This is a genomic window from Kitasatospora sp. NPDC058492 (genome assembly GCF_042720685.1).
GTDB lineage: Bacteria > Actinomycetota > Actinomycetes > Streptomycetales > Streptomycetaceae > Kitasatospora.
The window spans coordinates 1-23,364 of the sequence record NZ_JBHXMU010000001.1 but is presented as its reverse complement, the minus strand read 5'-3'; the positions used below and the strand labels follow the sequence as shown (position 1 = coordinate 23,364).

20 protein-coding genes and 2 pseudogenes are annotated in these 23,364 nt (G+C 71.4%); 12 read left to right on the top strand and 10 right to left on the bottom strand.

Annotated elements, in window-relative coordinates; genetic code table 11:
- Positions 1-64 precede the first annotated feature (64 nt).
- Both ACFWPI_RS00110 and ACFWPI_RS00105 read right to left on the bottom strand, forming a co-directional pair.
- A complete protein-coding gene (locus ACFWPI_RS00110) occupies positions 65-325 on the bottom strand; it encodes a hypothetical protein (RefSeq protein ID WP_380377800.1) in 261 nt (86 codons plus the stop codon).
- A pseudogene (locus ACFWPI_RS00105) lies at positions 326-718 on the bottom strand (WD40 repeat domain-containing protein); the annotation flags it as partial. It abuts the gene before it with no gap.
- Here ACFWPI_RS00105 and ACFWPI_RS00100 point away from each other — a divergent pair.
- A complete protein-coding gene (locus ACFWPI_RS00100) occupies positions 635-1,849 on the top strand; it encodes a hypothetical protein (protein WP_380377802.1) in 1,215 nt (404 codons plus the stop codon). The pseudogene ACFWPI_RS00105 and the gene ACFWPI_RS00100 sit on opposite strands and share 84 nt — an antisense overlap.
- A gap of 82 nt (positions 1,850-1,931) precedes the next feature.
- Here the strand turns inward: ACFWPI_RS00100 and ACFWPI_RS00095 are convergent, their stop codons facing one another.
- Complete coding sequence (locus tag ACFWPI_RS00095) at positions 1,932-2,435, bottom strand: hypothetical protein (protein ID WP_380377773.1); 504 nt, start codon at positions 2,433-2,435, stop codon at positions 1,932-1,934.
- Between the two features lie 210 nt (positions 2,436-2,645).
- Positions 2,646-3,830 carry a protein-L-isoaspartate O-methyltransferase gene (locus ACFWPI_RS00090; protein ID WP_380377774.1) on the bottom strand — a complete coding sequence of 395 codons (1,185 nt, stop codon included), beginning with the start codon at positions 3,828-3,830 and terminating at the stop codon, positions 2,646-2,648.
- A gap of 523 nt (positions 3,831-4,353) precedes the next feature.
- Here ACFWPI_RS00090 and ACFWPI_RS00085 point away from each other — a divergent pair.
- From ACFWPI_RS00085 to ACFWPI_RS00065, 5 genes and pseudogenes are all read left to right on the top strand, one after another.
- Entirely contained in the window at positions 4,354-4,998 is a 645-nt protein-coding gene (locus ACFWPI_RS00085) for a hypothetical protein (protein WP_380377776.1), read from the top strand.
- Positions 4,999-5,031: 33 nt separating this feature from the next.
- Positions 5,032-5,216: pseudogene (locus ACFWPI_RS00080) on the top strand (DUF1768 domain-containing protein); the annotation flags it as partial.
- Positions 5,217-5,686: 470 nt separating this feature from the next.
- Complete coding sequence (locus ACFWPI_RS00075; RefSeq protein ID WP_380377778.1) at positions 5,687-6,181, top strand: hypothetical protein; 495 nt, start codon at positions 5,687-5,689, stop codon at positions 6,179-6,181.
- 403 nt (positions 6,182-6,584) lie between these two features.
- Positions 6,585-7,442 carry a siderophore-interacting protein gene (locus tag ACFWPI_RS00070; RefSeq protein ID WP_380377779.1) on the top strand — a complete coding sequence of 286 codons (858 nt, stop codon included), beginning with the start codon at positions 6,585-6,587 and terminating at the stop codon, positions 7,440-7,442.
- A 30-nt stretch (positions 7,443-7,472) separates the two neighbouring features.
- Positions 7,473-8,267: a hypothetical protein gene (locus ACFWPI_RS00065; RefSeq protein WP_380377781.1), complete on the top strand. Its 795-nt coding sequence runs from the start codon at positions 7,473-7,475 to the stop codon at positions 8,265-8,267.
- 316 nt (positions 8,268-8,583) lie between these two features.
- On the opposite strand, the gene ACFWPI_RS00060 is transcribed toward ACFWPI_RS00065, so the two are convergent.
- Together ACFWPI_RS00060 and ACFWPI_RS00055 are read right to left on the bottom strand one after the other, a co-directional pair.
- Entirely contained in the window at positions 8,584-9,003 is a 420-nt protein-coding gene (locus ACFWPI_RS00060; RefSeq protein ID WP_380377783.1) for a hypothetical protein, read from the bottom strand.
- 18 nt (positions 9,004-9,021) lie between these two features.
- Positions 9,022-9,438, bottom strand: a complete 417-nt coding sequence (locus tag ACFWPI_RS00055) for a hypothetical protein (protein WP_380377784.1) — start codon at positions 9,436-9,438, stop codon at positions 9,022-9,024.
- A gap of 709 nt (positions 9,439-10,147) precedes the next feature.
- Between ACFWPI_RS00055 and ACFWPI_RS00050 the strand changes: the two genes are divergently transcribed.
- The 3 genes from ACFWPI_RS00050 to ACFWPI_RS00040 are packed head-to-tail and all read left to right on the top strand — an operon-like array spanning position 10,148 to position 12,773.
- Positions 10,148-10,912: an ATP-binding cassette domain-containing protein gene (locus ACFWPI_RS00050; RefSeq protein ID WP_380424477.1), complete on the top strand. Its 765-nt coding sequence runs from the start codon at positions 10,148-10,150 to the stop codon at positions 10,910-10,912.
- Positions 10,909-12,174, top strand: a complete 1,266-nt coding sequence (locus ACFWPI_RS00045; RefSeq protein ID WP_380377785.1) for a hypothetical protein — start codon at positions 10,909-10,911, stop codon at positions 12,172-12,174. Before ACFWPI_RS00050 ends, ACFWPI_RS00045 begins: the two co-directional genes overlap by 4 nt.
- Positions 12,171-12,773 (top strand): hypothetical protein, encoded by a 603-nt coding sequence (locus ACFWPI_RS00040; RefSeq protein ID WP_380377787.1) that lies wholly within the window; start codon positions 12,171-12,173, stop codon positions 12,771-12,773. Before ACFWPI_RS00045 ends, ACFWPI_RS00040 begins: the two co-directional genes overlap by 4 nt.
- Before the next feature lie 141 nt (positions 12,774-12,914).
- Here ACFWPI_RS00040 and ACFWPI_RS00035 read toward each other — a convergent pair whose 3' ends face one another.
- Genes ACFWPI_RS00035 through ACFWPI_RS00025 form a run of 3 tightly spaced genes read right to left on the bottom strand, consistent with a single transcriptional unit; the run spans position 12,915 to position 19,218 of the window.
- The gene (locus ACFWPI_RS00035) at positions 12,915-14,846 is read right to left on the bottom strand and encodes a hypothetical protein (RefSeq protein ID WP_380377788.1); all 1,932 of its coding nucleotides are present in this window, start codon (positions 14,844-14,846) and stop codon (positions 12,915-12,917) included.
- Positions 14,847-14,878: 32 nt separating this feature from the next.
- The gene (locus ACFWPI_RS00030) at positions 14,879-16,156 is read right to left on the bottom strand and encodes a tryptophan 7-halogenase (protein WP_380377790.1); all 1,278 of its coding nucleotides are present in this window, start codon (positions 16,154-16,156) and stop codon (positions 14,879-14,881) included.
- A gap of 20 nt (positions 16,157-16,176) precedes the next feature.
- The gene (locus ACFWPI_RS00025) at positions 16,177-19,218 is read right to left on the bottom strand and encodes a LodA/GoxA family CTQ-dependent oxidase (protein WP_380377792.1); all 3,042 of its coding nucleotides are present in this window, start codon (positions 19,216-19,218) and stop codon (positions 16,177-16,179) included.
- 283 nt (positions 19,219-19,501) lie between these two features.
- On the opposite strand from ACFWPI_RS00025, the gene ACFWPI_RS00020 reads away from it, so the two are divergent.
- The 3 genes from ACFWPI_RS00020 to ACFWPI_RS00010 are packed head-to-tail and all read left to right on the top strand — an operon-like array spanning position 19,502 to position 22,635.
- Positions 19,502-19,729, top strand: a complete 228-nt coding sequence (locus ACFWPI_RS00020) for a hypothetical protein (protein WP_380377794.1) — start codon at positions 19,502-19,504, stop codon at positions 19,727-19,729.
- Between the two features lie 2 nt (positions 19,730-19,731).
- Complete coding sequence (locus tag ACFWPI_RS00015) at positions 19,732-20,352, top strand: hypothetical protein (protein ID WP_380377796.1); 621 nt, start codon at positions 19,732-19,734, stop codon at positions 20,350-20,352.
- 30 nt (positions 20,353-20,382) lie between these two features.
- Positions 20,383-22,635 (top strand): hypothetical protein, encoded by a 2,253-nt coding sequence (locus ACFWPI_RS00010; protein WP_380377797.1) that lies wholly within the window; start codon positions 20,383-20,385, stop codon positions 22,633-22,635.
- 81 nt (positions 22,636-22,716) lie between these two features.
- On the opposite strand, the gene ACFWPI_RS00005 is transcribed toward ACFWPI_RS00010, so the two are convergent.
- A complete protein-coding gene (locus tag ACFWPI_RS00005; protein WP_380377798.1) occupies positions 22,717-23,010 on the bottom strand; it encodes a hypothetical protein in 294 nt (97 codons plus the stop codon).
- Positions 23,011-23,364 lie beyond the last annotated feature (354 nt).

Here is a 23,364-nt window from a genome sequence, read left to right as displayed (position 1 = left end):
AACGCCGTTCGGCCGGCCGGCCGTTCAGGTCCGGCTCCGATTGCAGTGGCTCGGACCGGAGGTCCTAGCAGGTCTGTTGGTGGCTCAAGCCCGGGACGTAGGCCCTCCAGTCCGGGGCGGAGAGTCCCCCGCCGGCCCGTGTGCAAGCCAGCGCATGGGCGTGGTTGCGCAGTTCGTCGAGTGCGCCGAGGTCGTTGACGTTGACGATCTTGTCCTCGGCGCCGGACAGGAGAGTCTTCCCGTCCGGGGTGACGGCGACCGCGGTGATTGCGCCGGTCCGGGTGCTGGTACCGCCGAGGTTGTAGGGCTGGACCGGGTTGGTCACATCCCAGACGATCACCGTGCGGTCGGCGCTCCCGGATACGAGGGTGTGGTCGTCCGGGCCGGCGGGGTTCCGCGGTCGCTGTGCTGGGGGCGCTGCTGGATCGCTCGCTGGTGCAGATCGCTGACGCCTCCTCGGACGCCCGCTGCTTCGACCGGGAGACCATCCGCGTGGCGGCGGACGTGTGGGACAACAACACCTTCCCGCTGTTTCGGGCAGCCACGGCCAGTACGCGATGCGGGCGCGAGCGTCGTGCGCGGGCGGCGTTGGAGTGGATGGCCGGCCTCGGTGAGGAGAGGCGCTGGATGCTGGATGCTGGAGCAAGCCTCGGCCGCCGGACACTCGTTGGACGACCTGCTTGCGCCCGCGAAGCCGTACGTGCCAGGTCGTGACCATCTGGGACGGGTGATGGCCCCGGTGATGGCGGTGACGCCGCAGATCGCAGAAATCCTCGCCGCCGACTATGAGCTGGCGTCGGCCGAGGTCCGCTTCCTACAGGTCGAGCGGACAGGCAGCCGGCTCGTCGGCTGTCTCGAACTGGCGGTGGCCCGTTCCTATCCCGTCGACGACGGCGCGCCTCCCGAGACCGCCATGCTGGACATACGGCTACGCGACATCACCGAGGTCCGCTTCGATTCCCATGACACCCAGGGCGCAGCCCTTCGACCGGAAGCGGACGGGGTGTCGATCGGCATCGGAGCCCGCGGCACACTCCGCGCTGCGACGGCAGACCTCCACCCAGACGACCGCTGCTGGCACCTGTCCGCCGCCGGACACCGGGCCGATGCGACCACACCACCCCGCGACAGCCGACCTACCTGGCCCGACACCCCGCAGGAGGGGCGCTTGGGCACCAACGCCATGGCCGCAGCAACCCTCCTCCACCGCGCCATGCTGCACATCCGCATGGTCCGCTCTGCCTGGGGCGCTCACCGGGTCCCGGTGCGCGACTTCCACCGGGCCTTCGCCGGAGCGGGCGCGGCGATCCTCGCCGCAGGCGCGCACCGCCTGCCCCACCGCCGCGAAGCCGCCTTCCGCCAACTGATCGAGACCTGGGCCCGCCGCGGCGGGTCGGCCCTCGCCGACTGGTTCACCACGGTGCTGCCAGAGACGGCCCACCAACCGGCCCTCCTCGCCGGCCTCCGCGACCAGGCCCGAACACACCCGGTCGCCGACGTACCGCAGCAGCCCGCTCCGGACCCCTCTGCGGTCCCCGGTCCGCCGGAGGCCGAGCTCCGATTGGCCACGTACGCCTCGGCATACACGCGCTACGGCACACACCACAACGCCTCCGCCCTCGTGCACCTGGCCGTGCCGCCCCGTCCCGAGAGCGCCGAAGGCACCTTCTGGCGCCTGCGCGTCGCGAAAGGCGCCGACCCTGCCCGCTTCCAGTTGCAGACCGAGGCATTCCAGGGCACCAGCCATCCCCGCGTCACAGTTGATGACAATGCCGCCCGCCACTTCGTCCTGCACGACGGAGCCCTCGACATCACGAGCGGGGAAGACTCGAACCGCGATCTGTCATGAGTCCGTTCCTTTGTGCGGACCTGAGCACATTGCCCTGACGTCGGCATCAGCCGACACGTCGTCGGACTGCCAGCCACCCGGATCAGGGGAGAAGCGGCCGGACGGCCAGCCATTCCTGAAGCTGGTCGCGACTGCGACCGGGGCGTAGGTGTCCGATGATCAGGTCGAGGTGACCGGTCAGGTTCTTGAGGCGGCGTAGCTCACCGATCTGCTCGGCAGGCAGGGCCCGCCACCGGGCGCCCAGAGCGCAGGCCTCCGCAGGACTCAGGGCGAGCTCGGCGAGGGTGTCGGCGGCGAGAACGTCAGGGTCCCAGTCGGGGTCCTGGGCATCGGGGCCGAAGCGGTCGATGATCCACGCTCGGAGCATGAAGTCGTTCTGGGCCATGCGTGCCTGTTCCCGAGGGCCGTCGCCGTGCAGGCGCGCGTTGACCCGCAGGGACAGCTTCGCCCATTGCTTGCGCTCCGCCGGTCCGAGACCATCCTCGGAGCGGTACGCGCGCAGGGCGCTGATCTCCTGGACGCCCTCCAACTCGCCACGGTGCCGACCAGGACGTTCGGCGAACGCGGTGAGCTGATCGAACGTCAAGGCGCTGAGGTCTCCGACCGGTTCACTTACTGAGACGCTGTCCATGGACACCAGCCTGCACCCATGAACGACCGACTGTTCGGCCGCCCTCCCCGCCGAGCCCGGTAGGCGGACCTCGGCCTGCAACCCACCTTGCCGGCGCCCTTGTTGCCCGGGGTCACGGGCGCCGAGGCAGGTATGGGCCGCCGCCGGGTCGCCAGGCCGCCCCGGTCAGCGTCCGGCCGGGGCGACCGGGGCGACCGGGGCGGCCTGTGCGACAGGCCAGCGGGGGCCGCCCGGGCTGCCCTGCCACGCCCACTGCTTCTCGGGGGTGACGGTGATCCCGTAGTCGTACAGTTCCGGCGAGCCGAGCGCCTCCCACTGGGACCAGGCGGTCAGCACCTCGTCGCCGATCCGCCGCGGCCCGCCCTGGAACAGCACCGCGCCCCCGTCACCGTCCGCGGACAGCGCCGCCCACGAGCGGTCGCCGTCGTGGAACCAGACGTTGGCGCCGTCCTCGCCCCGGCCCGTCAGCACGACGGCGTCCGGGACGGCGACCCGCACCGCGAAGCGCAGGTGCCAGTCGTCGGCCAGCGGCGCCGGATCGCGTTCCACGACCCGCCGCACCTCGGGCCCGCCACCCTCGCGCACCGCCGTGTACGTGGCGTGGTCACCGCGCGTCGGAGCCGGCCCGCGCCGGTCGGCCATGAACTGGGCCAGGCCCTGCACCCAGCCCGTCGCGCTGCGCCCGTCGTCGGCAACGGTGAGGGCGACGTGGCCGAGCCTGCCCCAGGGGTAGACGATCCGGCCGCCCGGCTTCGTCGCCTCCACCCAGCCCCACGGGACGGCGTCGACGGCGTAGGTGGCGTGGAGCCGGTCGACCCTGGCGCCGCCGGGCGGCCCCGCGTGGGTGGCGTCGCCGGCCAGCACCTCGGCGTCGACCCCGGCGGCCGCCAGGCGCCCGCGGGCGAACGCCGCCAGCCGCTCGTCGACCTCGGTCGACACCACCCGACCGGGTCCGGCCCGCCAGGCCGCCAGAGCACAGGTCCAGCCCTGCCCGCCGCCGACGTCCCACACCGTGTGCCCGGGCTCCAGCATGAGGCTGTCCAGCATGTCCGCCACCACGCCGGGCGCCGACAGACTGGAGGACGGCAGACCGTCGGTGACCTGGGTGATCGCCGCGCCGTTGACGTCGCCGTACAGCTCGTCCGCCCACCCGCCCGCATCAGTGGCGCGGTCCATCGCCACGTAGGCGCATTCGTCCCAGCGCCACAGCCGATCCGGTGCGAACAGGTCGCGCGGCAGCGCGGCCATGGCCTCCCGCAACCACGGCGAGTCCTCGGGCCACGCCCTGCCCTGCTCCATCGCCGCGTCCATCCGCACCCGACGCTCCACCAGGTCGGCGTCGGGGCTCACGGCTTCTTGTGCTTCCCGCCCGACGGCGGCGCGGGAGGCACCTGCCCGTCCTGGTTGCCCGGCGGCGGGCTCCCCTTCTCAAGCGGCGCCGGCGGCTTCTGGTGATCGCCCATGCTGCTCCCCTTCCACGTACACGCTGACTGGCCGACCATCCTGGCGCAGCTCGGCGCCGGCCGGTAGACGGCGTGCGGTCGCACTTCGAGGGCGTGCGGGTCTCGGGCGCGCGCATCCCGGGAGCGCGGCCAGGTACAGGCAGAGCCGGAGCCCGACGTGCCGCAGACAGCTCCCGCCGGGCGCCTCGCCGCACCGCAAGTACGGCGACGGAGCCCGCCGGGCCGCGGCAAGCCGTCAGCGGCGGTGGGCCGCACATGTCATCGCCCTCGTGCTGCCGGCGGAGCAGGCCTGCGAAGAACGGTGGCCTCTCCGGCAGCGGTACTGGTGCCCGGTGTGCGGAGGCATCCTCCAGGCCGGGTTCGGGACCGGCTCTCGCTCAGTTCGTCGGCCGCGTGGGATGCTGCCCGGCATGATCAACTCTCCTGATACCGAAGCGCCGGGTGGGGCCTGGTCGTTCGCGGCGGCGCGTGAGCCGGCCGAGTTCCCCCTCGTCGGGGTCAACGGTGTGCCCGGTGTCGGGCACGCCGGGGACGGGAGGCGGACCCTGTGCGGGATCCGTGGCCAGTACCTGACGTTCTTCCTGCACCACTTCCGGCCGCAGGACCTGGCCTCGTGCCGGAAGTGCCGGGCGCTGGCCGAGGCGGCGCCGTCACGGCCGTGCGGGCAGGAACGCCTGCACGACCTGCTCCTCCAGGAAGCCGACGACGGGCCGCTGCGGACGGACCTGCTCGCGGCGCTGCGCCGGGGCGCGCGGATCGCGTTCTGGGGCACCGGCCCGGCACGTGACCTCACCCGGTCCTACGCGCGGCTCGACCGGATGACGGAGGAAGCCGGCCCGGCCGCCGAGGCGCTCGCGGCGGCCGGCACCTCCGTCACGCTGGCCCGCGTCGAGGACACCGACCAGCAGTACCTCGTCGTCCTGCCGCACGACGACCGCGCCCGCATCGCGCGCGGTCCGGCGACCACCTCTCCCGCCGCTTCGCCCAGCCCTCCTGCGACGCCACCGCCCCCTCGGGACGCAGCGCAACCGGGCGACGGGCGGGACGGCCCGTGAGGCCTGTCCCGGCCCCGGCCGGCGCGAACCGTTCGGACCGACTCGACCGGCCGTTGCCTGGCCGCCGTCGACGCTTTCCTCGCCGACCGGACCGAGAAGAATCGGACCGAGGTGCGGGAGACGTTCCTGGCCATCCCGGCGCCTCGTAGCGCCGATACGCGCTGGGCGACATGGACAGAAAGGACGCACCGCTTCGGGTGCTGGTGGCAGGGCCCGGGCGTAGCAGGGCAGCCCGGCTCCGGCCGGGAGCTGTCCGATACCGCGCAGGGCGGCAGCCACGGGATGGCCATGGGCGACGTGGGTGGTGTCTACGTCTTCGTCTGCCGTGCTTGCCCCCGCTGGCCCACGATCCACCGGTACGACTGCTGAGCTCCCGCGAGTCGTGGCGTTGCCGGCCTGCGGTGCTGGCACACCGGCCCGAGCGCTCCCGCAGTCGCTCGGGGTGCGGGTTGAACCTGCCGACCGGCAGGTGGGGCTCGATCATCGTCCGCTGATCGTCCGCGAGTTGCCGACGCGTCACAACCAATGGTCTTACCTGTTCCGCTCTCGGAGGAGGGGGGACCACAAGGCTGGTCACAACCTCACACAGGCCCTCATTCCCGTACGTCGTGGCGGTTGGTGAACCAACGAGGTCCGCCATCCCGTTGAGACATGTACCTGACCACCCTCCGATCGAGAGTTGGCTGCCATGACCTCGAAGCGTGTTGTCCAGTCCTCCGTACTGACCGCCGTCCTGGCGCTGAGCGCAGGCTTGGCCCTGGCTCCCGCGGCGCAGGCCGCCACCCCCAGCGCCGGAACAGCGCAGTCGGCCACCCCGACGGCGTCCGCCGGCTACGCGGTGCGCAGCACCAAGGTCACCCTGTCGAACCAGACCAGCAGCATGCTCTACCTCGGCTCGGCCACCCTGGCCCACGGGTGCTGGACCGCCGGCAGCCCCCTGCCCCCGAGCTACATCCTGCCGAACGTCGCCCCCAGCTGGAAAACCGAGTCGTGCGGGTTCCTGACGGGCACCGAGGGGCAGATCAGCTTCGGCGTGGACACCTGGAACGGGTTGATCCACTGGAGCAATCCCTATGCCGGGTCGAACATCAACGAGTGCACTGTCGGCGCGGGCCTCACGTGCGAGGTGATCGGCGGCAAGGGGAACACCGCCGAGGTCACCTTCGTGGTGCGGCGCGCCTGAGGCCCGACCGCACCTGGTCGTGCGGAAGCCGCTGTCCTCGCCGTCGCCGCCCGCCATTCGTTCTGCCGCGATCGTGACTTGACTGATCGTCAGGTCCACCCGGGCGGCCTGTTGGAACCGTCTCGGACAGCGCGCCGGTTCTGAGCGGACCTCTGCGAGCGGCGACCTCGGTCGTCGACTCCCGGCCGGCGCGCGGCGCGGTCTGACTGCGCCGCACCGGCCGCGGAGGCATCCGCGCGCCCTTGCTGCGTCCGCATTCCGCGCCAGGGCTGCCAGGGCGTGATGTTCCCGGTCGTGGACGGAATGGGGATCGGCTGCCGCCCCTGAGCCGAGCACCGCCTCAAGAGTGCTAACTTAGGCAAGCCTAACCAAGAAGCGCGATCACACAGCCCAGGGGGGCACCATGGCAGACCAGCCGACCCGCCGGACACCGCAGGCCCGTGAAGCACAGGTGCTGCGCGCCGAGCGGATCACACCGCACATGGTGCGCCTGGTCCTCGGCGGTGCGGGGTTGGAGGACTTCGACGCCACCGAGTTCACCGACCACTACGTCAAGGTGCTCTTCACGCCCGAGGGCGTGAGCTACCCGGAGCCCTTCGACATGGCGCGGATCCGCGAGGAGTTCCCGCCGGAGCAGCGGCCGATCACCCGGACGTACACCGTGCGGGCCTGGGACCCGGCCCTGCGCGAGCTGACCATCGACTTCGTGGTGCACGGCGACGAGGGCCTGGCCGGGCCATGGGCGGCCCGCGCACAGCCCGGCGAGACGGTGCGCTTCCTGGGCCCCGGCGGCGGCTACGCCCCCGACCCGAGTGCCGACTGGCACTTGCTGGTGGGCGACGAGAGCGCGCTGCCCGCGATTGCCGCGGCGCTGGAACGGATGCCGGCCGATGCCGTGGTGCACGCCTTCGTCGAGGTCGCGGACGCCGCGGAGGAGCAGAAGATCGTCTCGCCCGCCGGGGCCGAGATCAGCTGGCTGCACCGCGGCGCGCGCCCGGTGGGCGAGGCGCTGGTCGAGGCGGTGTGCGCGCTGGAATTCCCCGCCGGCACGGCATCCGCGTTCGTGCACGGCGAGGCAGGCTTCGTGAAGGAACTGCGGCGCCTGCTGCGCGTGGAGCGGGGCATCCCGCGCGAGCGGATGTCGGTCTCGGGCTACTGGCGGTCCGGCCAGAGCGACGAGGCCTGGCGGGCGGCCAAGCGCGAGTGGAACGCCCAGGTGGAGGCCGAGCAGGAGCAGGCCGAACAGGAGTCGACCGGCTGATCCGCGCCGCCGGGTAGCCGCCCGTGTTGCGTGGACGCGGAGACCGTGGTTGCCCTGCGCGAGTTCGCCGGCGACGGCCACCGTCGGAACGCGGAACTCGTCGAGTACACACCCGACGGGGAGGCGGTCCTGGCCGGCGGCGCGGCGCTGCTCGGAGCGCGGGTGGAGGCGACGGCCGACGGTTTCGTGACGGGCCTGAGGCTGGTCAGGGCGGCGCTCGGGTTCTTCGGCGGCCAGGAGCTGCAACTCGACCTGGCGGAGTTCGGCTTCAACCGCGCGGACCTGTTCGCCGTCGACTCCTCCGGCACCCGGATCGCGTTCACCGCCGACTCCCTGATCACGGCCGGCCTGGACCGGGGCCTGCAGCGGTGGCAGGTGGTCGGCGACCGCCTGCGCTCGCTGCACCCCGCCTCGTTCCCGCGCCACCCGCGCCGACGCCGGCCGCTACCCGCTGTCGGACGCCGCCCGGAACGTCCTCGACCGCATCGAAGCAGCCGCCGAACTGTTACCCGAACCCGCCCGGTGACCCCGCGATTCGCCCACGTCTACTACCAGCCAAGGCGGCATCCCCATCGGTGTCCTCGCCCTGACATCATGCTGCTGCCCGTCGCCTTCACCGACCGGGGGCTGGACGCCGCCCTGTCTGCGGTGGCAGCCCGGTCGCCGACCCCGGTGACGGTCGATGTCGAGGTGAGGCTGAGGCGGTCAGCCGCTGTCGAGGGAACCGCGTACCTCGTGGTGACCGAGGCGCCGGCTGACGTCGGCAAGCGCTCCGCGGCGACCAGCGTGAAAGTAGGGCCGGGGGCCTCACCATATCCGTGGTGAGGCCCCCGGTCTACTTCCCGCCCCTCCGAGCGATCCTGCGGCTGGAGCTTGCCGCGTCGCAGGACGACCTCGCCCACCTCGGTTGCGACCTGGTCGATGTCGAGCCCAGGTGCCCGGTCTGGGCTGCTCTGTTGGTAGCCGTCACCGAGCACCCCACTTCCCTGTTAGTTCGGGGTTGGTTGTGGTTTGGTAGTCGGTTGGTGGCAGGTCGGGCATGTTCCCATGTGATCGAGCCGCTTCCTGGCTGGTGCGTGTGCCCGGCGGAGGGGTCAGCACCGCCGGGCACACTGGCCAGCTGACGTTCGGGCCGGTTCGGTCAGTAGGCGGTGTAGACCGAGTCGACGCTCAGTGGGTAGTCATCCTTGAAGATGAAGTAGTACTGCCCGGCCGTGGTGCGCTCGCCCCAGTCGACGGTGTTGCAGGAGTTGCCGCGGCCGCCGTAGCTGACGTCGGGGGACCAGGAGATGTCCCTGTCCAGCTCGATGGTGGCCTGTCCACCGCGGTTGAAGTAGTCCGTCGAACCGTTGTGGTAGCAGCCACTGAAGCTGACGGTGGTCCAGTTCCCGTCAGCGTGGTTGTCAGTCCACCGGCGGGACTCGAAGTTGTACGTCCAGTCGCTGATGTGGGAGCTCCAGCTCCCCTCGGCGTGGGCCGGTACCGTTCCGGCGAGTGTGGCCGCCGCGATCGTGGCCAGGACGACGCCCGTGCGGCGCCGCATGAATCCGGTGAGCTGCATGTCGCTTCCTTCCCTTGCTCAGTAGGCGGTGTAGACCGAGTCGACGTTCAGCCGGAAGTCGCTCTTGTGGATGAAGTAGTACTGGCCCTTGTCGGTGCGCTCGCCCCAGTCGACGGTGTTGCAGAAGTTGCCGCGGCCGCCGTAGCTGATGTCGGGGGACCAGGAGATGTCCTTGTCCAGCTCGACGGTGGTAGGCCTACCGGAGGCGAACCAGCCCGAGTTGTTGTCCGAGCAGCCGCTGAAGCTGACGGTGGTCCAGTCCCCGTCGGTGTGGTTGTCGGTCCACCGACGGGACTCGGCGTTGTACCCCCAGTACGAGATGGAGGAGCTCCAGTTCCCCTCGGCGTTCGCTGGCACTGCTCCAGCGAGCGTGGCTGCCGCTATCGCGGTCAGGACGACGCCCGTGCGGCGCCGCATGAATCCAGTGACCTGCATATCAATCCCCTCCTGCGGAGGCCTCGCACATCGGCGAAGCCGGCACCCGGAGGTCTCAGAGTGCCGGAATTAATAATGCACACATACAAGTGTTGAGCGAATGGGTTTCTGAAAATCTCGCACATTTGGCTGGTTTTCATCGAGCAATATGCAACACCCAATAGCATGGAAAATTCAGACCAAGGCAATTGATTCTAGAGACTTATGGTAAATTTCCGAAAATCGATACAAGGTGCACGTTGTCCTGCATGGCCGCTTGGTTCCCGGATTGCCCATTTATCGCACTTTTGTGCGGTCGGGTTCCTGGAAGTCGCTGCGGAGGCAGCGCTCGTACGGCATGATCGGATCCGAACTCTCGCAGCAGGCCACGTTGCATAGCTCTCCAGGAGGGAGTCGATGCAGATCAACGGATGTGAGCACGCCTCCGTCGCTATCTCCGTGGAGGCGCGCGCCAGCACCGCACGCCGCACTCTCTGTCGTGTCGGCGCACGCGCCTGTGGGCTCGCCGCGCCATTCAGAGGGCCCAAATTCCTCGCACTGGCGGGAAGCCGGGGGCCCGCGCCTGGCCCGCGTGTTAAGCGTGGATATCTCCCGGCTGTGCTCACCGCTCAGGAGATGCGCGTCGGTATACCTGATAGTGCACAGTGTCTGCGGGGAATGCGCGTCCGGTCGACTGGACTGGACTGCGCTACATCTCTCACCAGCTCAAATGCAAAGCGGATCGGTGATTATGCCTGTTCAAGTAACTGACTGCTCCTTCGGCTACCGCAAGGGCTCCCGAGTTCTGGACTCCTTCAGCCTCAGCCTGGGAAGAGGGTGCAGTGTGCTGCTCGGCCCGAACGGCGCCGGCAAGTCGACCCTGCTGGGTCTGATCGCTTCCGCGCTCAGGCCCGAGACCGGCCGCATCACCCTCGACGGGCTGGACACGAGCAGTTCCAAGGACCTCAAGGCCTACCGCCGAAGGGTCGGCTGGCTCCCTCAGCAAGTGCGGCCGGTACCCGGTCTGCGGGTGCGGGAGCAGGCAGCCTACGCGGGCTGGCTCAAGGGCATGTCGCGAAGTGAGGCCTGGGAGCGGTCCCAGCGGGCCATCGACAAGGTCGGGCTCACCTCGCTCGCAGATCGGCGCAGTGGGGAGCTTTCCGGTGGTCAGTTACGGCGGCTGGGCATCGCCCAGACCTTGGTGCACGATGCCCAGGTCGTGCTCCTGGACGAGCCCACCGCGGGACTCGACCCGGTGCAACGCGGAGTCTTCCGGGAGCTGATCGGGGAGCTGCGCCACCTCACGAGTTTCGTCGTCTCCACTCATCAGACCGAGGACCTGGCCGAGATCTACGACTCGGTCGTCGTCCTCGACCGGGGAACCGTGCGCCACCAAGGGCCCATCGGGTCCTTTCTGGCGCTCGCGCCGCACGATGCCTCCGCGGAACGGCGTGCCGAGACCGCCTACGCCAGCATCGTCACCGGGGAGGTGTGACCGTGCCCTGGCGCAGCATCATCCGGATCTCGTCGGCACTGCGGGCCATGCCCGTCCTGCTCGTGTGGATCGCGATGTACAGCGGCAACATGGCCGGCTGGATCACCGACGGCTACTGGCCTTCCGTCACGGCCCAGAGCAGTTTTCTGCTCAACTTCACGGCGCCCGCCGTCGCGGCCTGCGGGGCCTGGGAAGGCCTCAAAGTGCGCCAGTCCGCGGTCCTCCGTGCGGCGCCCACCCGTTCCGCCGCCGCAATCGCCCTCTCCGTCCTGGCCCCGACCCTGGCACTCGGCACGGTGTCCGTCCTGGCCGCCCTTGCCCTGTTCGTGCCGCAGGCCAGCGGCTTTCCGGGCTGGTCCACCCCTGTCATCATCCTGCTGGAACTGCTGGTCGTCCTCGCGCACACCGTGGTCGGTTACGTTCTCGGACAGGTTCTTCCGCGGCTGCTCGCCGTACCCCTGGCCCTCGTCGCCAGCTTCCTGTGGATGGCCTACCCGTCGGCGCTCAACGTCTTCTGGGTTCGCCAGCTCAACGGCCGGAACCTCACCGAATGCTGCGCGCTGGACCAGGTGCCGGCCACCCGGGCGGTCCTCGCGCCGGTCATCGTAGGTGTCGGGATGGTGGCCGCCGCCTGGATGTGGACGAGGCTGCGAGGGAACAACCGGCTGACCGCCATGTTGGTGTTGGCGGCCACGGCGGCGGCGGGGGCGTGGATCGCCGCACCGCTCGGCTACCGTGCGGCGCAGGCACGCCCGGAAAGCGAGCAGACCTGCACCGCGACGGCACCGCGGGTGTGCCTGTGGCCCGAGCAGCAGGCCGACGCCGCCCGTATCACCGACTGGGCGGTCGAGGCCCAACAGCGTCTCCATACTGTCGGTCTGGCGCAGTCCGCGACAGTGTCACCGTTCTCCGCCCGGCCCGGCAAGGACGAGGTGCAGTCACTCGTCGCGCTGGGATACATCCCCAACCGGGCTCCCAACTGCGCCAAGGAGCCGTTCGCCCGCTGGCCCGGCTCCGAGGCCGTCGCCCCACTGTCGTCCTGGCTGAAACTCACGGCCGGCGTCACCCCCAAGTCGGTCGAAGGCCGTTATCGACCACAGGAGGTGCAGATCGCCCGTCAGGTCATGACGCTCCCGCACGACGAGCAGCTCGCGTGGTTCCGGAAGAACGCGGACACCTTGGGCCGTTGCGACGCCAAGCCGGCTCTGGACCCCGTGCAGTACCACCAGCCGGGCGCGCCCTCCTTCCAGGCGGCTCGATGAGCTGGTGGCTGCGCATCAGGTACGTCCCCGCCGTCGCCATCGGCCTGCTCTCCTGCATCCTGCTGGGCAGTGGCGCCGACTCCGTGACGGTTCCCATCCCGGTGGTGATCGGCGGGCTGACGTTCGACCTGCCCATGTCCTCACTTCTCCCTCTGGTTCCCGTCTGCCTGATCCTGGAGGGCCAGGCCCGCGCCGACGGCGTTGCGGAGCGCGTGGCGGTCCGCGCCATGGGCGGATGGGACGCGGCCTTCATGGCCGTCTGCGTCCTGGTCTGCGCGCTGGCCGCCGTCGTGGCATCCACGGCGGGTGCGGGCAGCGCCGCCACCGCCCTGGCCCGCGACTTCGCCGGCTACCTCGGCCTCGCCCTCATCATCCGGTGGCTCGGGGGAGCACGCCTCGCCACGGTGGCCACCGCGCTGTTCCCCTTCCTGTGCGTCTCCTTCGGCCTGGTGCACAACAGGCCCGGCATCTGGGCCTGGCCACTGCACGACGCCTCATCAGTTACCGCTTCCACGCAGGCTCTGATCCTGCTCGCCGTCGGCGCCGTCTCGCTGTTCCTCCCCCCGCTGCGCCGACACGACGCCGTCAATGACGAGTGACGGTCCCTCTCCGCTCGGGCCAGTCGGGATGCCCGACGGGCCCGAGGGGTGCTGGAGCTGGAGACCGCAGCCGTCCACCTGGTGCGGGGATCGGTCCCGGGCCGGGTGTGTGCAGTCCAGCCGGGCGGCGGCAGGGCGGCTTCACACCTGGAAGCTCTGGATGTCCGATGTCGTGCTCGTGAAGCCGTTGGTCGAGATGACCCTGACCTGAACCTGTGTCCCCGGGGGGAACTGGCTGTGGTCGATCGTGATCGTCGGGTTCTTCAGGCCGACCCCGACGGTCTGCCAGGTCCGTCCGCCATCCGTGCTCACCTGGGTCGCGAAGGTCTGACCGTCCTGCGGGGCCGGGCCGAAGTCCAGGGCCAGCCCGACGTTCCCGTCCTGCGCCGTCGTCGGACGGGCGCCGCGCAGGGCCGGGGCCGGGGCTCCGGGGCGGAAGGTGTCCACGACCTGCCCTCCGACGAGCAGTTCGACGGACGCCGGATCGGCCCCCACCGGGAGGACCGCGTCGACCAGTCCGGTGCGGTCCTGCCCCGGCTCCGGGTCCGACGACAGCTTGACCGTGACCGGGAAGTCCTGCGGGGGTGCACCGCCTGCCTGCTGGATCCGCAGCACCACCGGCACCTCGCCGTCCGGGCCGGCGCCGTCCGGCTGCCCGGCCCGTCCGGCGGGGGCCGGCTGGGCCGGCTGGGCCGGTTGTCGGGCCGCGGCCGACACCGGATTGACGAAGCGGATGTCACCGGCGCGCTGGGTGAGGTTGACGGTCCCGATCACGCTGACGAGCTGCCCGGTGTCGGGCCCCGCTCCCCGTGCCGCTTCGTCGGCCGCCGGCATCGGGGCCGCCGCGGTGGTCACCGAGAGTTGCGGGAACCGGTCGTCGGGGCGGCCGCCGGTTCGTGTGGTGACTCTCAGTTCGTGGGCGGCCTCGCGTAGTGGAGCCACCGGGGTCGGCGCCGGGGCGCCGGCTGCGAGGGAGTCCTCGGCCAGCAGGCGCTGGCGGATGCCCTCGTAGGTGTAGCTGCAGGGCCACTGGGAGTTGCAGTAGGTCATGACGTCGTGCCACGGCACCCCCGGCCGGGCGGCCATCGGCAGGTTCAGCTGGGGGTCGCCCACGTCGAAGCCGGCGTAGCTGTTCGCGTCGTTGGCCAGCTGTCCGTTCTGGAACGGGTAGTTCTGCAGGTCGTCCTTCGACTCTCCGCAGAATCCGGGGTGCTTGCGGCCGTAGGTGTGGCCGAGTTCGTGCCCGCCGTACCAGTCGGCGTACGTGCCGTCGAAGTCCCAGCCCCACGTCGCGGCACCGCACGGCGCCGAGGCGACGGTAGTGGGGTCGGGTGTGGCGGGCACCCCGGAGGCGCATCCGCGCATGAAGAACCCGCCGTCGGCCGCCTGGCCGAGGTAGTGGGTGCGCCGGTCACCGCCGGCGCTGATGTCGAGCGCGCGGATTGCGGCGAGCTGGGCGTTGGTGTCGGTGCACTGGAACGGCGGGGTGGCGGTGACGTCGATGATGGTGTGCGGCGCTTCGATGACATCGGCCACCGGGTAGGCGCGCTTGAGCCAGCTGATCAGGAAGGTGTAGTCGATGTCCTGCGGGGTGTAGGTCACTGGCGGGTTGCCCATGGTGTAGCGCAGCCCCAGGACTCGGACCCGGAGCGGCGGGGACTGCGTGAACCAGACGGCGGTGGCGCCGGGCGGGGTGTTGAACGGGACATCGGCGCCCGTCATGGTGTCGGTCAGGGAGATCGAGCTCACGCTGAGTGCCCCTTCGGCCGTCAGTGCGCTCGGCACGACGAAGTTGAGGCTCAGGCCGGCGTCGGCTCGACGGGTGGGTACGTCCTTGGGCGCGGTCGGATCGAGGGAGACGGTATTGGCCGAGGAAACGGTGATCGGGGTGTCGGTGGGTGACCGGAGCAGGGCCACGGTGCCGTTCACGCCGGTGGCGGGGCCGCTCGCGCCGCTCACGTAGGCGCGGATCACGGTGACCTTGCCGGCGATCAGGGTGACGCTGTGCTGGAGGTCCTGAATGGCTTGGGTGACCTCCGTGGCGTCCAGCACGGCGAGCGTCTGAGTCGTCATGGCTGACTCCTTGGACGAGCGTTCCGGCCCTTTCAGGCTATGCCGCTCAGGGGCCGTTCGCCTGTACGGCGGCGGCGCCAGAAGGGGCTCAGGGGCCAACGTTGCTCCTGGGTATAGGCGTACCCGTGATTTCTTCGGTAGGCCGCCGCGATCCCGTCCAGGAACGCCGTGTAGTCGGCGAGCGCTGCCGTCGTCCGTCCCCCGTCGGCGAGGCAGTCGGCCACGGCCCGTCCGGCGCGGGCACCGGTGTGCAGCGCGGTGAGGATGCCCTGCGAGGAGAGCGGGTCGAAGGCGAGGGCGGCGTCCCCGGCCGCCACCCAGCCGGGCCCGGCCGCCGGGGTGAGCCGCAGGCCGTGAGCCGGCGCCCAGCGCGGCACGGGTGTCGCGGCCGGACCGTGCCCGGTCAGGCGGCGCCGGACGTGGACGGTGCGACTGAGCGCCTGCCAGAAGCCCTGTGGGGTGCGTAGGGACGGGGTGGCGAGGTCGGCGTCGGTCAGATGGGCGACCAGGCGCCCGGCCGGGATCCGGGTGGTGTACCACCAGCCGTGCGGCGCCGCCTCCACCAGGGTGCGGGCCTCGGCGTCCGCCGGGTCCGACGGTTGCCCCGGGTCCGACGGTTGGCCCGGGCGCGAAGGGCGCGACGGGCGGCGGTCGGGGAACACGACGTACGCGGCGACGAGCCGGTCCTGCCGCCAGCGGCGGCCGTTGCGGCGGCCGATGACACAGCGTCGGCCGGTCGCGTCCACCGTCCAGCGGGCGGACAGCTCCGTCACGGCGCCGGTGGCCGGCTCGCGGACGGTCAGACGGTCGTCGAGCCGGTCCAGTACGGTGGCCTGCCGCAGTTCGGCACCGGCCGCGACGGCCGCGTCCCGCAGGAAGGCGTCGAAGCGGAGCCGGTCGAGGTGCCAGCCGTGGCCGTACGGGTCGAACAGGTGGCTGCGGCCGTGCAGCGCGGTCGATCCCCAGGCGGCGTACGTGCCGGTGGAGACGGGGTGACCGGAGGCCAGGAAGGCCTCCAGCAGCCCGAGATCGCCCAGCAGCGGCCGGGCGGCGGGCGGCAGGAACTCCCCAATCTTGAACACGGGTCGGGCGGAGAACACGGCGGCGGACGCGACCGGGGGCGCGGTGGCGGACATGGCCGGGGACGCGACCGGGGACATGGCCGGCGACGCGGCGCCCGGCCGGTGCCGGCCGCCTCCGCCGTCCAGGAGCGTGACGCGGTGGCCGGCCCGGGCGAGGACGAGCGCCGCCACGGCGCCCGCCGGTCCGCCGCCCGCGACCACGGCGTCGACCGGACCGGACGGGCGCACGCGAACCGGCGGGTGAGGGGTCACCGGTTGGGCCGCAGGCGCTTGACCTTGTCGATGAACCCGACCGAGACCTCCTCGTCGGGGGCGTCCGCCATGGTGGCCGCGGTGGCCAGCGCGGCCGCGCCCAGGGCCGGGTCGGCGCCGCGGTCCACGTGCACGGTCATCAGGTTGCGCCCGGCCGGCGGGGCGGGCTCGGCCGGGAAGCTCACCTCGGACTCCACCAGGACCTCCGCCGGCAGCCGGGGGTCGTCGGTGGGGCCGACCCGGCGCTCGACCACCCCGAGCTTGCCGAAGTCCTGCACCATCGCGTTGATGGCGGCCATGTAGTCGCGGGGCAGCCAACGGAGCCAGGTCCGCCGGTTCTGGAACGCGGCCAGGCGGTCGGCGATCGGGCGGGTGGTGTCCATCACCACCTCGTAGTCCTCCTCGGCGAGCACGTGGTTGGGCACCCGGGCCGGCCAGAAGGTCGGCAGGTACGGGTCGTACGGGCCGAAGCCGAGCGAGACGCTGTACTCGTAGCCCGACCGGCAGCTCGCCGTGTCGGTCTGCCACGGCACCGCCAGCCACCGGGTCAGGCCGCCCGGGCCCTGGGCGTGCAGCGGGCCGTCGAGGGAGAGCGCGAGCTCCGGCGTCAGCGTCTGGCCGTAGTCGGGCGGGACGGGCGCCAGCGGGTCGCGGTGCCGCACCCGGAACGGGCTGCTGTACAGGGTGATGTGGCGCATCGGCCAGGTCAGCTCGCAGCCGGGGTGGAAGGCGTCGGCGAGGCAGAACGACAGGGCCGCCCGGTCGAGGGTCCCGGGCTGTTCGGCGAACGGGACGTCGTCGAGGGCGGCGGGCGGCGCGGCCGTCGGGTCGTAGTCGTCGGCGAAGTCCCCGCGGGCCCACCGCTGCAGGAGGCGGTACTGCAGCGCGGAGAGCGTCATGTGCTGGCGCACGGACTGGGGCGGCAGGTTCATCGCGTCGCCGTAGACCGCAGGCCAGGGCACCGGCGACATGCCGTCGCGGTTGTAGTCGCGGACGGAGAGCCAGATCTGCCGGCGCAGCTCCCGCTGGACGGGCGAGGGGTCGGCCAGCGCGGCGACCCGGGCGGGGTCGAGGAGGTACTCGCGCCCGCCGAAGCCGAACTGGGTGGACAGGCCCTTGTTGACCCACTGCAGGCCGGACAGCCGGCGCAGCACGGGCAGCACGTCGCGGGTGAACGAGACCTGCGGCGGCTCGGGGAGCTGCCCGGCGCTGAAGAAGGAGTCGCGCACCAGGTCGTACATCGTGCGCACCGAGGCGAGTTCGGGCGCGTAGTTGGGGGGCGCGGTCACCACCCAGGCCGGCTCGACCGGGATCGGCCGTCCGTCGATGCTCACCTCGGCGGTGACCGGGCCGTCGGAGGTGTCGTCGTACCAGCCGTCGTTGTTGGCGAAGGTGTCGGCGGGGGTACCGGTCGAGGAGGCCGAGACGCCGTGGCCGCCGAGGAAGACCAGCCGGCCGCCGTCGTCGGTGCGCAGTTCCCCGAGGTAGACCGGTTTGCCCATGAAGGTGCCGGTGTCGAAGCGGTACTCGGGTTTGTCGGAGCGGTTGCGGCCGCGCACCGAACGGGGGCCGGGGTCGATGACCAGGAGGTCCGTGCGCTGGTCGGCCTGGATCTTGGGGTTGCGCAGGTTGCTGTCGTCGGCCTGGTTCGCCTCCGGGATGTCGAGGGCGATCTGGAACTGGTACCAGGCCGCCTTCGCGTTGGCGACGTGTACGGTCCAGTGCAGGTCGGCGTTGTCGGCGGTCAGTTCGGCGACCGGCTCGCCGGCGGCGTTGTAGCCGTACACCCGGAACCGGACGCCCTGGCGCTTCAGGGCGCCGGTGACGTCCTTGTAGCTCCCGACCGGCAGCGGGGCCGGATCGTCGACCTCGGGGCCGAGGACGAAGTCGTCCATCGTGCTGTCGCCGACCCGGGCCACGCCGATGGCCGGGTGCACGGCGGCCCGGACGATCCGGGTGTCGTGGGCCGCAGGCGGGGTGATCTGCGGGCGGGCGGGGCCGGGCTCGGCCGTCGGGACGCCGTTCACGTCGCGGCGCTGTTCGGCCGAGGCCAGGTACACCGTCCTGCGCACCTCGGCGATGCTGCCCACCGGGGTGTGCTCGGCGAGAGCGTGCCACGGGTTGAGGGAGAGGTTCTCGCCGTACGCGGCCTGGCCGCGGGCCGTGACGTCCTGCTGCTGGAAGGTCAGCCGGGCCACCTTCACCGGGGCGCTCTCGGACTCCTCCCACCGCACCGTCGCCTGGTCCAGCGGCATCTTCTCGTCGTCGGTGCGGAACTGGAGCATCAGGTCGAAGGCCGCCGGACCGGCCTTGAGCCGGTGGACCAGGTCGGCGCCGAGGTAGGCGGGGTCCTCGTCGGGCGGTGTCGCCGCCGGGTCGGCCGACTCGCAACCGGCGGGCACCAGCTTGTACTTGACGAAGCGGTCCGGTCCGAAGGCGTAGGGCAGGACGCCCCAGTAGGTGGCGGTCAGCACGCTCTGCTCGAACGTGGCCATCGCGTCGAGGATCCCGGCGGTGACCGGATGGGCTTCCAGGTACTTGTCGTAACTTCCGTCGATGACACCGGCCTTGGTGAACTCGCACATGTCCTGGGCGGTGTCGACGAAGAAGACGTCGAAGTTCTGCAGCAGCAGGTCCTGGGTGCCGGCCTCGGCGTAACCCTCCAGCAGCTTCGGGCCGGGCACGCCGAACAGCTTGATGCCGACGCCGAGGGTGGTCTTCAGGTCGGGAGCGCCGGGCACGGTGTCGCTGGAGAACCGCACCCAGGCGGGCAGGCCGCCGGCCTGGGTGCGGGCGCTCTCCAGGAACCCGACACGCAGGTCCGACGGCAGGTCGTCGGCGACGGTGAGCGTGCCACGGGCCACGCCGTGCGGCTTGAGGAACACCGGCCGCTTGACGGGATCCTGGCCGCGGGCCATCCGCACGCCCTGGGTCAGGTCCACGAACATCTGCTTCAGTGCGCCGGCCGCGTCCTCGGCGCAGCCGGGCAGGGGCGGCAGCCCCGCGGTGTCGTCGAAGGGCTCGGGGGTCCCGGTCATGCTGTGCTCCCGTCGGTGCGCTGGTGGAGGGGTCCAGGCCGGTGGAGCACCTCGGTCGACGTCGCGCGGCTTCCGGACCCCGGTCAATCGTGCACAGACCTTCGAGGGGCTGCGCGCCGACGTACGCCCGAAACGACCAGGCGGCGGGCCCGCTGCGCGCCGCCTCACTCCAACCGGCCAGCAGCGCTCGCCCGCCCCGGGGTCCCCCTGGCAGCGTCTTCGGTGACCGGCGCCGTCAGTGGCCCGGTCGGCCCGGCCGACTGCCCCGAGGAAAGGAAGGTCCATGACCGGAAGAGGATTCAGCGTCACCGTCCAGGGCGACCTGGAGGGGGACGTGCTGCAGCGGATCGGGGACACGGTGCGAAGGCTCGTCCTCGACCAGGTCGCCGAGCTCGACCTCGCGCCGCCGCTGCGCGAGGTGCCGCTCGGCGGGGCCGGTTCTGCCGGCGACGCGGTGGACGCGCTGCTGAAGCGGCCGGGGCCGATCGGGTTGCAGATGGAGCAGGAGTAGTAGTGACCGAGACCGAGGCCGGCCCGGCCCGAGCCGGGGCGACCTGCCCGAGCAGCCTGTGCGCCCCGGGCCACCTACTGCTCGGCATCGTCCGGCAGGACGGCACCGTCGCCGCACTGCGCCCGCCGCTGACGGTGGACGCCGAGTTCACGGCCCGGGCCTCCGCCCCCGGTCTGCGCCCGCCCGAGGCACGGTTCCGCTTCGCCGGGCCCTGCGTCGAAGCGGCGTGCGGCCAGTGGGAAGGGTCCCGCTGCTCGCTCGGCGACGCGGTGGCCCATGCCGCGTACGAGGTGGGCGCGGACGACCCGGACGCTCCGCTTCCCCCGTGCGCCGTCCGCTCCACCTGCCGCTGGTGGCAGCAGAGCGGTTCCGCCGTCTGCCGAGTCTGCGACCGGATCGTGCACACCACCAAAGCGCCCGCCGAGACCACCGGTTCGAGGACACTCTCGAAGCCTGGGATGTCTCCGTCCTGGCCCGGGTCTCCTCATGGCAGTGAGGAATGCACCGCTGATGCTTCAAGTCCCCGCGCGGCCGGATCGGGCCCTGTCGCCCGCGCGAGCGCCCCCGCGGCAATCAGCGGAGTCACCGAAGGGCAATTTCATAACAGCCTGTCTTCACTCTGAATACTCAGAGTGACTGCTATACGTGGGTACATGACACATGAACAGCACTCGGCGCCTCCTGGGCAGCGCCCGCGGCGCGTCCGGACGGCCCGGCTCGCCGCAGGGGCCCTGGCCCTGATGGTCGGCGCCGCAATGCCCCTGTGCCTGGACACCGGCACCCAGGCGCAGCCACGGGCCGGCGGCTCGCCCCTGGTCAGCGAGACGTTCACCCAGGCCACCGCCCCGGAGTTCACCGGCGTGGGGTCGGCCTGTCTCACCGGCGCGCCGGCTGCCGCCGCGCCCGGCCCCGGGGACCATCCGCTGGGCGGCTGCCCGGGCGGCGTGGGCCCGGTGCCGCCCCCCGACGGCGCGCCGCACGGCTATCTGCGGCTGACGGACGCGTCCAACGACCAGGCCGGCGCGGTCCTCTACAACAACGCGCTGCCCGCCAACCAGGGCCTCGATGTCACCTTCGACCAGTGGCAGTACGGGAGCACGACCCCGGCCAACCCCGCTGACGGCATCTCGTTCTTCCTGGTGAACGGCGACGGCGCGCTGGCCCACCCCGGCGCCTTCGGCGGCAGCCTCGGGTACGCGCAGAAGCTTCCCGACGACGACCCCACCGCCACCTTCCTGCCCGGTGTCGACCGCGGCTACCTGGGCGTGGGGCTCGATGTCCTCGGGAACTACTTCGGCGACTGGGAGCACCGCGGCAACGGCTGCCCCACCCGCTCGCCCGCCGGGACGGCGTTCCGCGTCCCCGGTCCCGGGGCCAACATGGTCACGGTGCGCGGCCCGGGCGACGGGATCGAGGGCTACTGCTTCCTGACCGCCACCACCAGCAACTTCAGCACCACCGCACCCTGGCCGTCGACGCTCCCGGGCACCCTGCAAGGGCCGCTCACCGCGCTGCCCCCGGGGGCCACCCCCGCCCAGGCCGAGACCGCGCTCGAACCCTCGCGCCGCCGGGTCCATGTCGAGCTCACCCCGACGCCCGCCCCGGTGCTCACCGTATCGGTCGACTTCAACGACGGCACCGGCTCCCACCAGGTGCTCAGCACGCCCGCTCCGCAACCGGTGCCCGCCACCTACAAGTTCGGGTTCGCGGCCTCCACCGGCCTGTTCACCGACGTGCACCTCATCCGCAACGTGGTGGTGAGCAGCAACCAGCCGCTGCCGCAGTTGAACCTCGTCAAGCAGGTCCGGCAGCCGCTGCCCGGTGACCTGGTGGCCGGGACACGGGTGCCGTACGACTTCGTGGTCACCAACTCCGGTGCCACGGACATCACCGGCCTCGCCGTCAACGACCCGAAGGTCGGCCCGGTCTCGTGTCCCACGACGACGCTCGCGAGCGGCCATACGGTCACCTGCACCGCCACCTACACCGTCACCACCGCCGACGTGACCCACGGTTCCATCGACAACACGGCCACCGCGACCGGCACCTCGGGCGGCCAGCCGGTCTCCTCGCCGCCGTCCTCGCAGAGCGTGCCGATCGAACGGCCGCCCGGCCTCGCCATCGAGAAGCAGGCGCAGACGCCCGGCCCCTACACGGCCGGGCAGACGGTCACCTTCCGCTACACCGTCCAGAACACCGGGGGCACCGAACTGACCGGCCTCCACGTGACCGACGACCACGTCACCGACATCACCTGCCCCTCGACCACGCTCGCCCCGGCGGAGAGCCCGGGCGACCGCACCACCTGCCACGGCACGTACACGATCACCGAGAACGACGCCACGGCCGGCTCCGTCACCAACACCGCCACCGCCACCGCCACCGGTACCGGTACGGCGAACGATCAGCCGGTCACGTCCCCGCAAACCCAGCTGACGCTGCCGATCGGGGCGCCGCACCTCACCCTGAAGAAGCGGGTCCTCTCGCGCGGCCCCTTCGCCGTCGGAGACACGGTGGAGTACTCCTACACGGTCACCAACACCGGCAGCACCGACCTGCACGGCGTGCTGGTCGACGACGACCGCATCGCCGACGTCAGCTGCGCCGCGACCACGCTGACACCCGGGGCCGGCACCACCTGCCACGGCACCTACACGATCACCCTGGCCGACATCGAAGCCTGCAAGACGGCCCACAACCGCGGCGGCGGCGAGAAGGGCTGCGACATCACCAACGTGGCGTTCGCGGCGGCCACCGACCCGCACGGGAACCCGATCGTCAGCGGACCCGCCAAGGCCACCATCACCGTGGGAGAGAAGAAGGACTCCTACTGCCACAAGCACCCCGGCCACGGCCACTGCCGCAAGGGACTCACCGAGCCCGCGCCCGACCAGGAAAATGACTGACGGTACCTCACCACCCCCGGCCCTCGCGTCCCCTTCCCGCACCGCGCCCCCTTCCCGCACCGCGTTCACGCGCCGCTTCGTCTAGGGTCCGGGCCGGTCGGCGTTCCACCCCTGCGGCAGGGCCTCGTCGCAGAAGACACGGACGAAGTCCTCCTCGCGGACGATGTCGAGCTGCCGGCAGGACGGGCAGCGGCGGAACACCACCTCGTACGTGAAGCCGGACGGACGAACGACCCCGGCCCGGTCCAGGGCGTCGGCGACGGCCGGCCGCGAGCTGACGTCCGGGCAGTAGTCGGTCGACTGGTTACCGACCTCGTCGACCGCCCACCGCCCGGACCCCTCTCGGAAACCGATCTCACCGGCGCCCAGGACCATGTCTCCACCGGCACACACCACGTGCTCATCACGGTGCGGTGCGAGCCGCAGGGCCCCGGCCCGGTGATCGCTGACCGCTCTCATCGAAGGCAGTCGGACGCCAGCTCGTTTCGACGGACCAAGTCGCCCCCACGTCAACCAGCGGAGGCAGGGCGGGCGACCTGGAGGTTGTCGTCTCAGTCAAACCAGTCCGCGCTGGTCACGCTGCCCAGGTCGACTGCCTTCGATGAGACCAGTCAATCGTCGGGAGACTGCTTAATACTGCAACCGCATCTGGGCGTGACTGTGGGTGTAGGTGTTCGTTGTCTTGACTGTGTGCCTATGGGTTGACGGTTGAGCAGGTTGAGTCGTGGT

Bases quoted from the DNA above. Each gene is read 5' to 3' on its own strand.
- ACFWPI_RS00100 (WP_380377802.1), top strand. From the start codon at position 635: ATGCTGGAGCAAGCCTCGGCCGCCGGACACTCGTTGGACGACCTGCTT.
- ACFWPI_RS00085 (WP_380377776.1), top strand. From the start codon at position 4,354: ATGATCAACTCTCCTGATACCGAAGCGCCGGGTGGGGCCTGGTCGTTC.
- ACFWPI_RS00075 (WP_380377778.1), top strand. From the start codon at position 5,687: ATGACCTCGAAGCGTGTTGTCCAGTCCTCCGTACTGACCGCCGTCCTG.
- ACFWPI_RS00070 (WP_380377779.1), top strand. From the start codon at position 6,585: ATGGCAGACCAGCCGACCCGCCGGACACCGCAGGCCCGTGAAGCACAG.
- ACFWPI_RS00060 (WP_380377783.1), bottom strand. From the start codon at position 9,003: ATGCAGCTCACCGGATTCATGCGGCGCCGCACGGGCGTCGTCCTGGCC.
- ACFWPI_RS00055 (WP_380377784.1), bottom strand. From the start codon at position 9,438: ATGCAGGTCACTGGATTCATGCGGCGCCGCACGGGCGTCGTCCTGACC.
- ACFWPI_RS00050 (WP_380424477.1), top strand. From the start codon at position 10,148: ATGCAAAGCGGATCGGTGATTATGCCTGTTCAAGTAACTGACTGCTCC.
- ACFWPI_RS00040 (WP_380377787.1), top strand. From the start codon at position 12,171: ATGAGCTGGTGGCTGCGCATCAGGTACGTCCCCGCCGTCGCCATCGGC.
- ACFWPI_RS00035 (WP_380377788.1), bottom strand. From the start codon at position 14,846: ATGACGACTCAGACGCTCGCCGTGCTGGACGCCACGGAGGTCACCCAA.
- ACFWPI_RS00025 (WP_380377792.1), bottom strand. From the start codon at position 19,218: ATGACCGGGACCCCCGAGCCCTTCGACGACACCGCGGGGCTGCCGCCC.
- ACFWPI_RS00020 (WP_380377794.1), top strand. From the start codon at position 19,502: ATGACCGGAAGAGGATTCAGCGTCACCGTCCAGGGCGACCTGGAGGGG.
- ACFWPI_RS00010 (WP_380377797.1), top strand. From the start codon at position 20,383: ATGACACATGAACAGCACTCGGCGCCTCCTGGGCAGCGCCCGCGGCGC.
- ACFWPI_RS00005 (WP_380377798.1), bottom strand. From the start codon at position 23,010: ATGGTCCTGGGCGCCGGTGAGATCGGTTTCCGAGAGGGGTCCGGGCGG.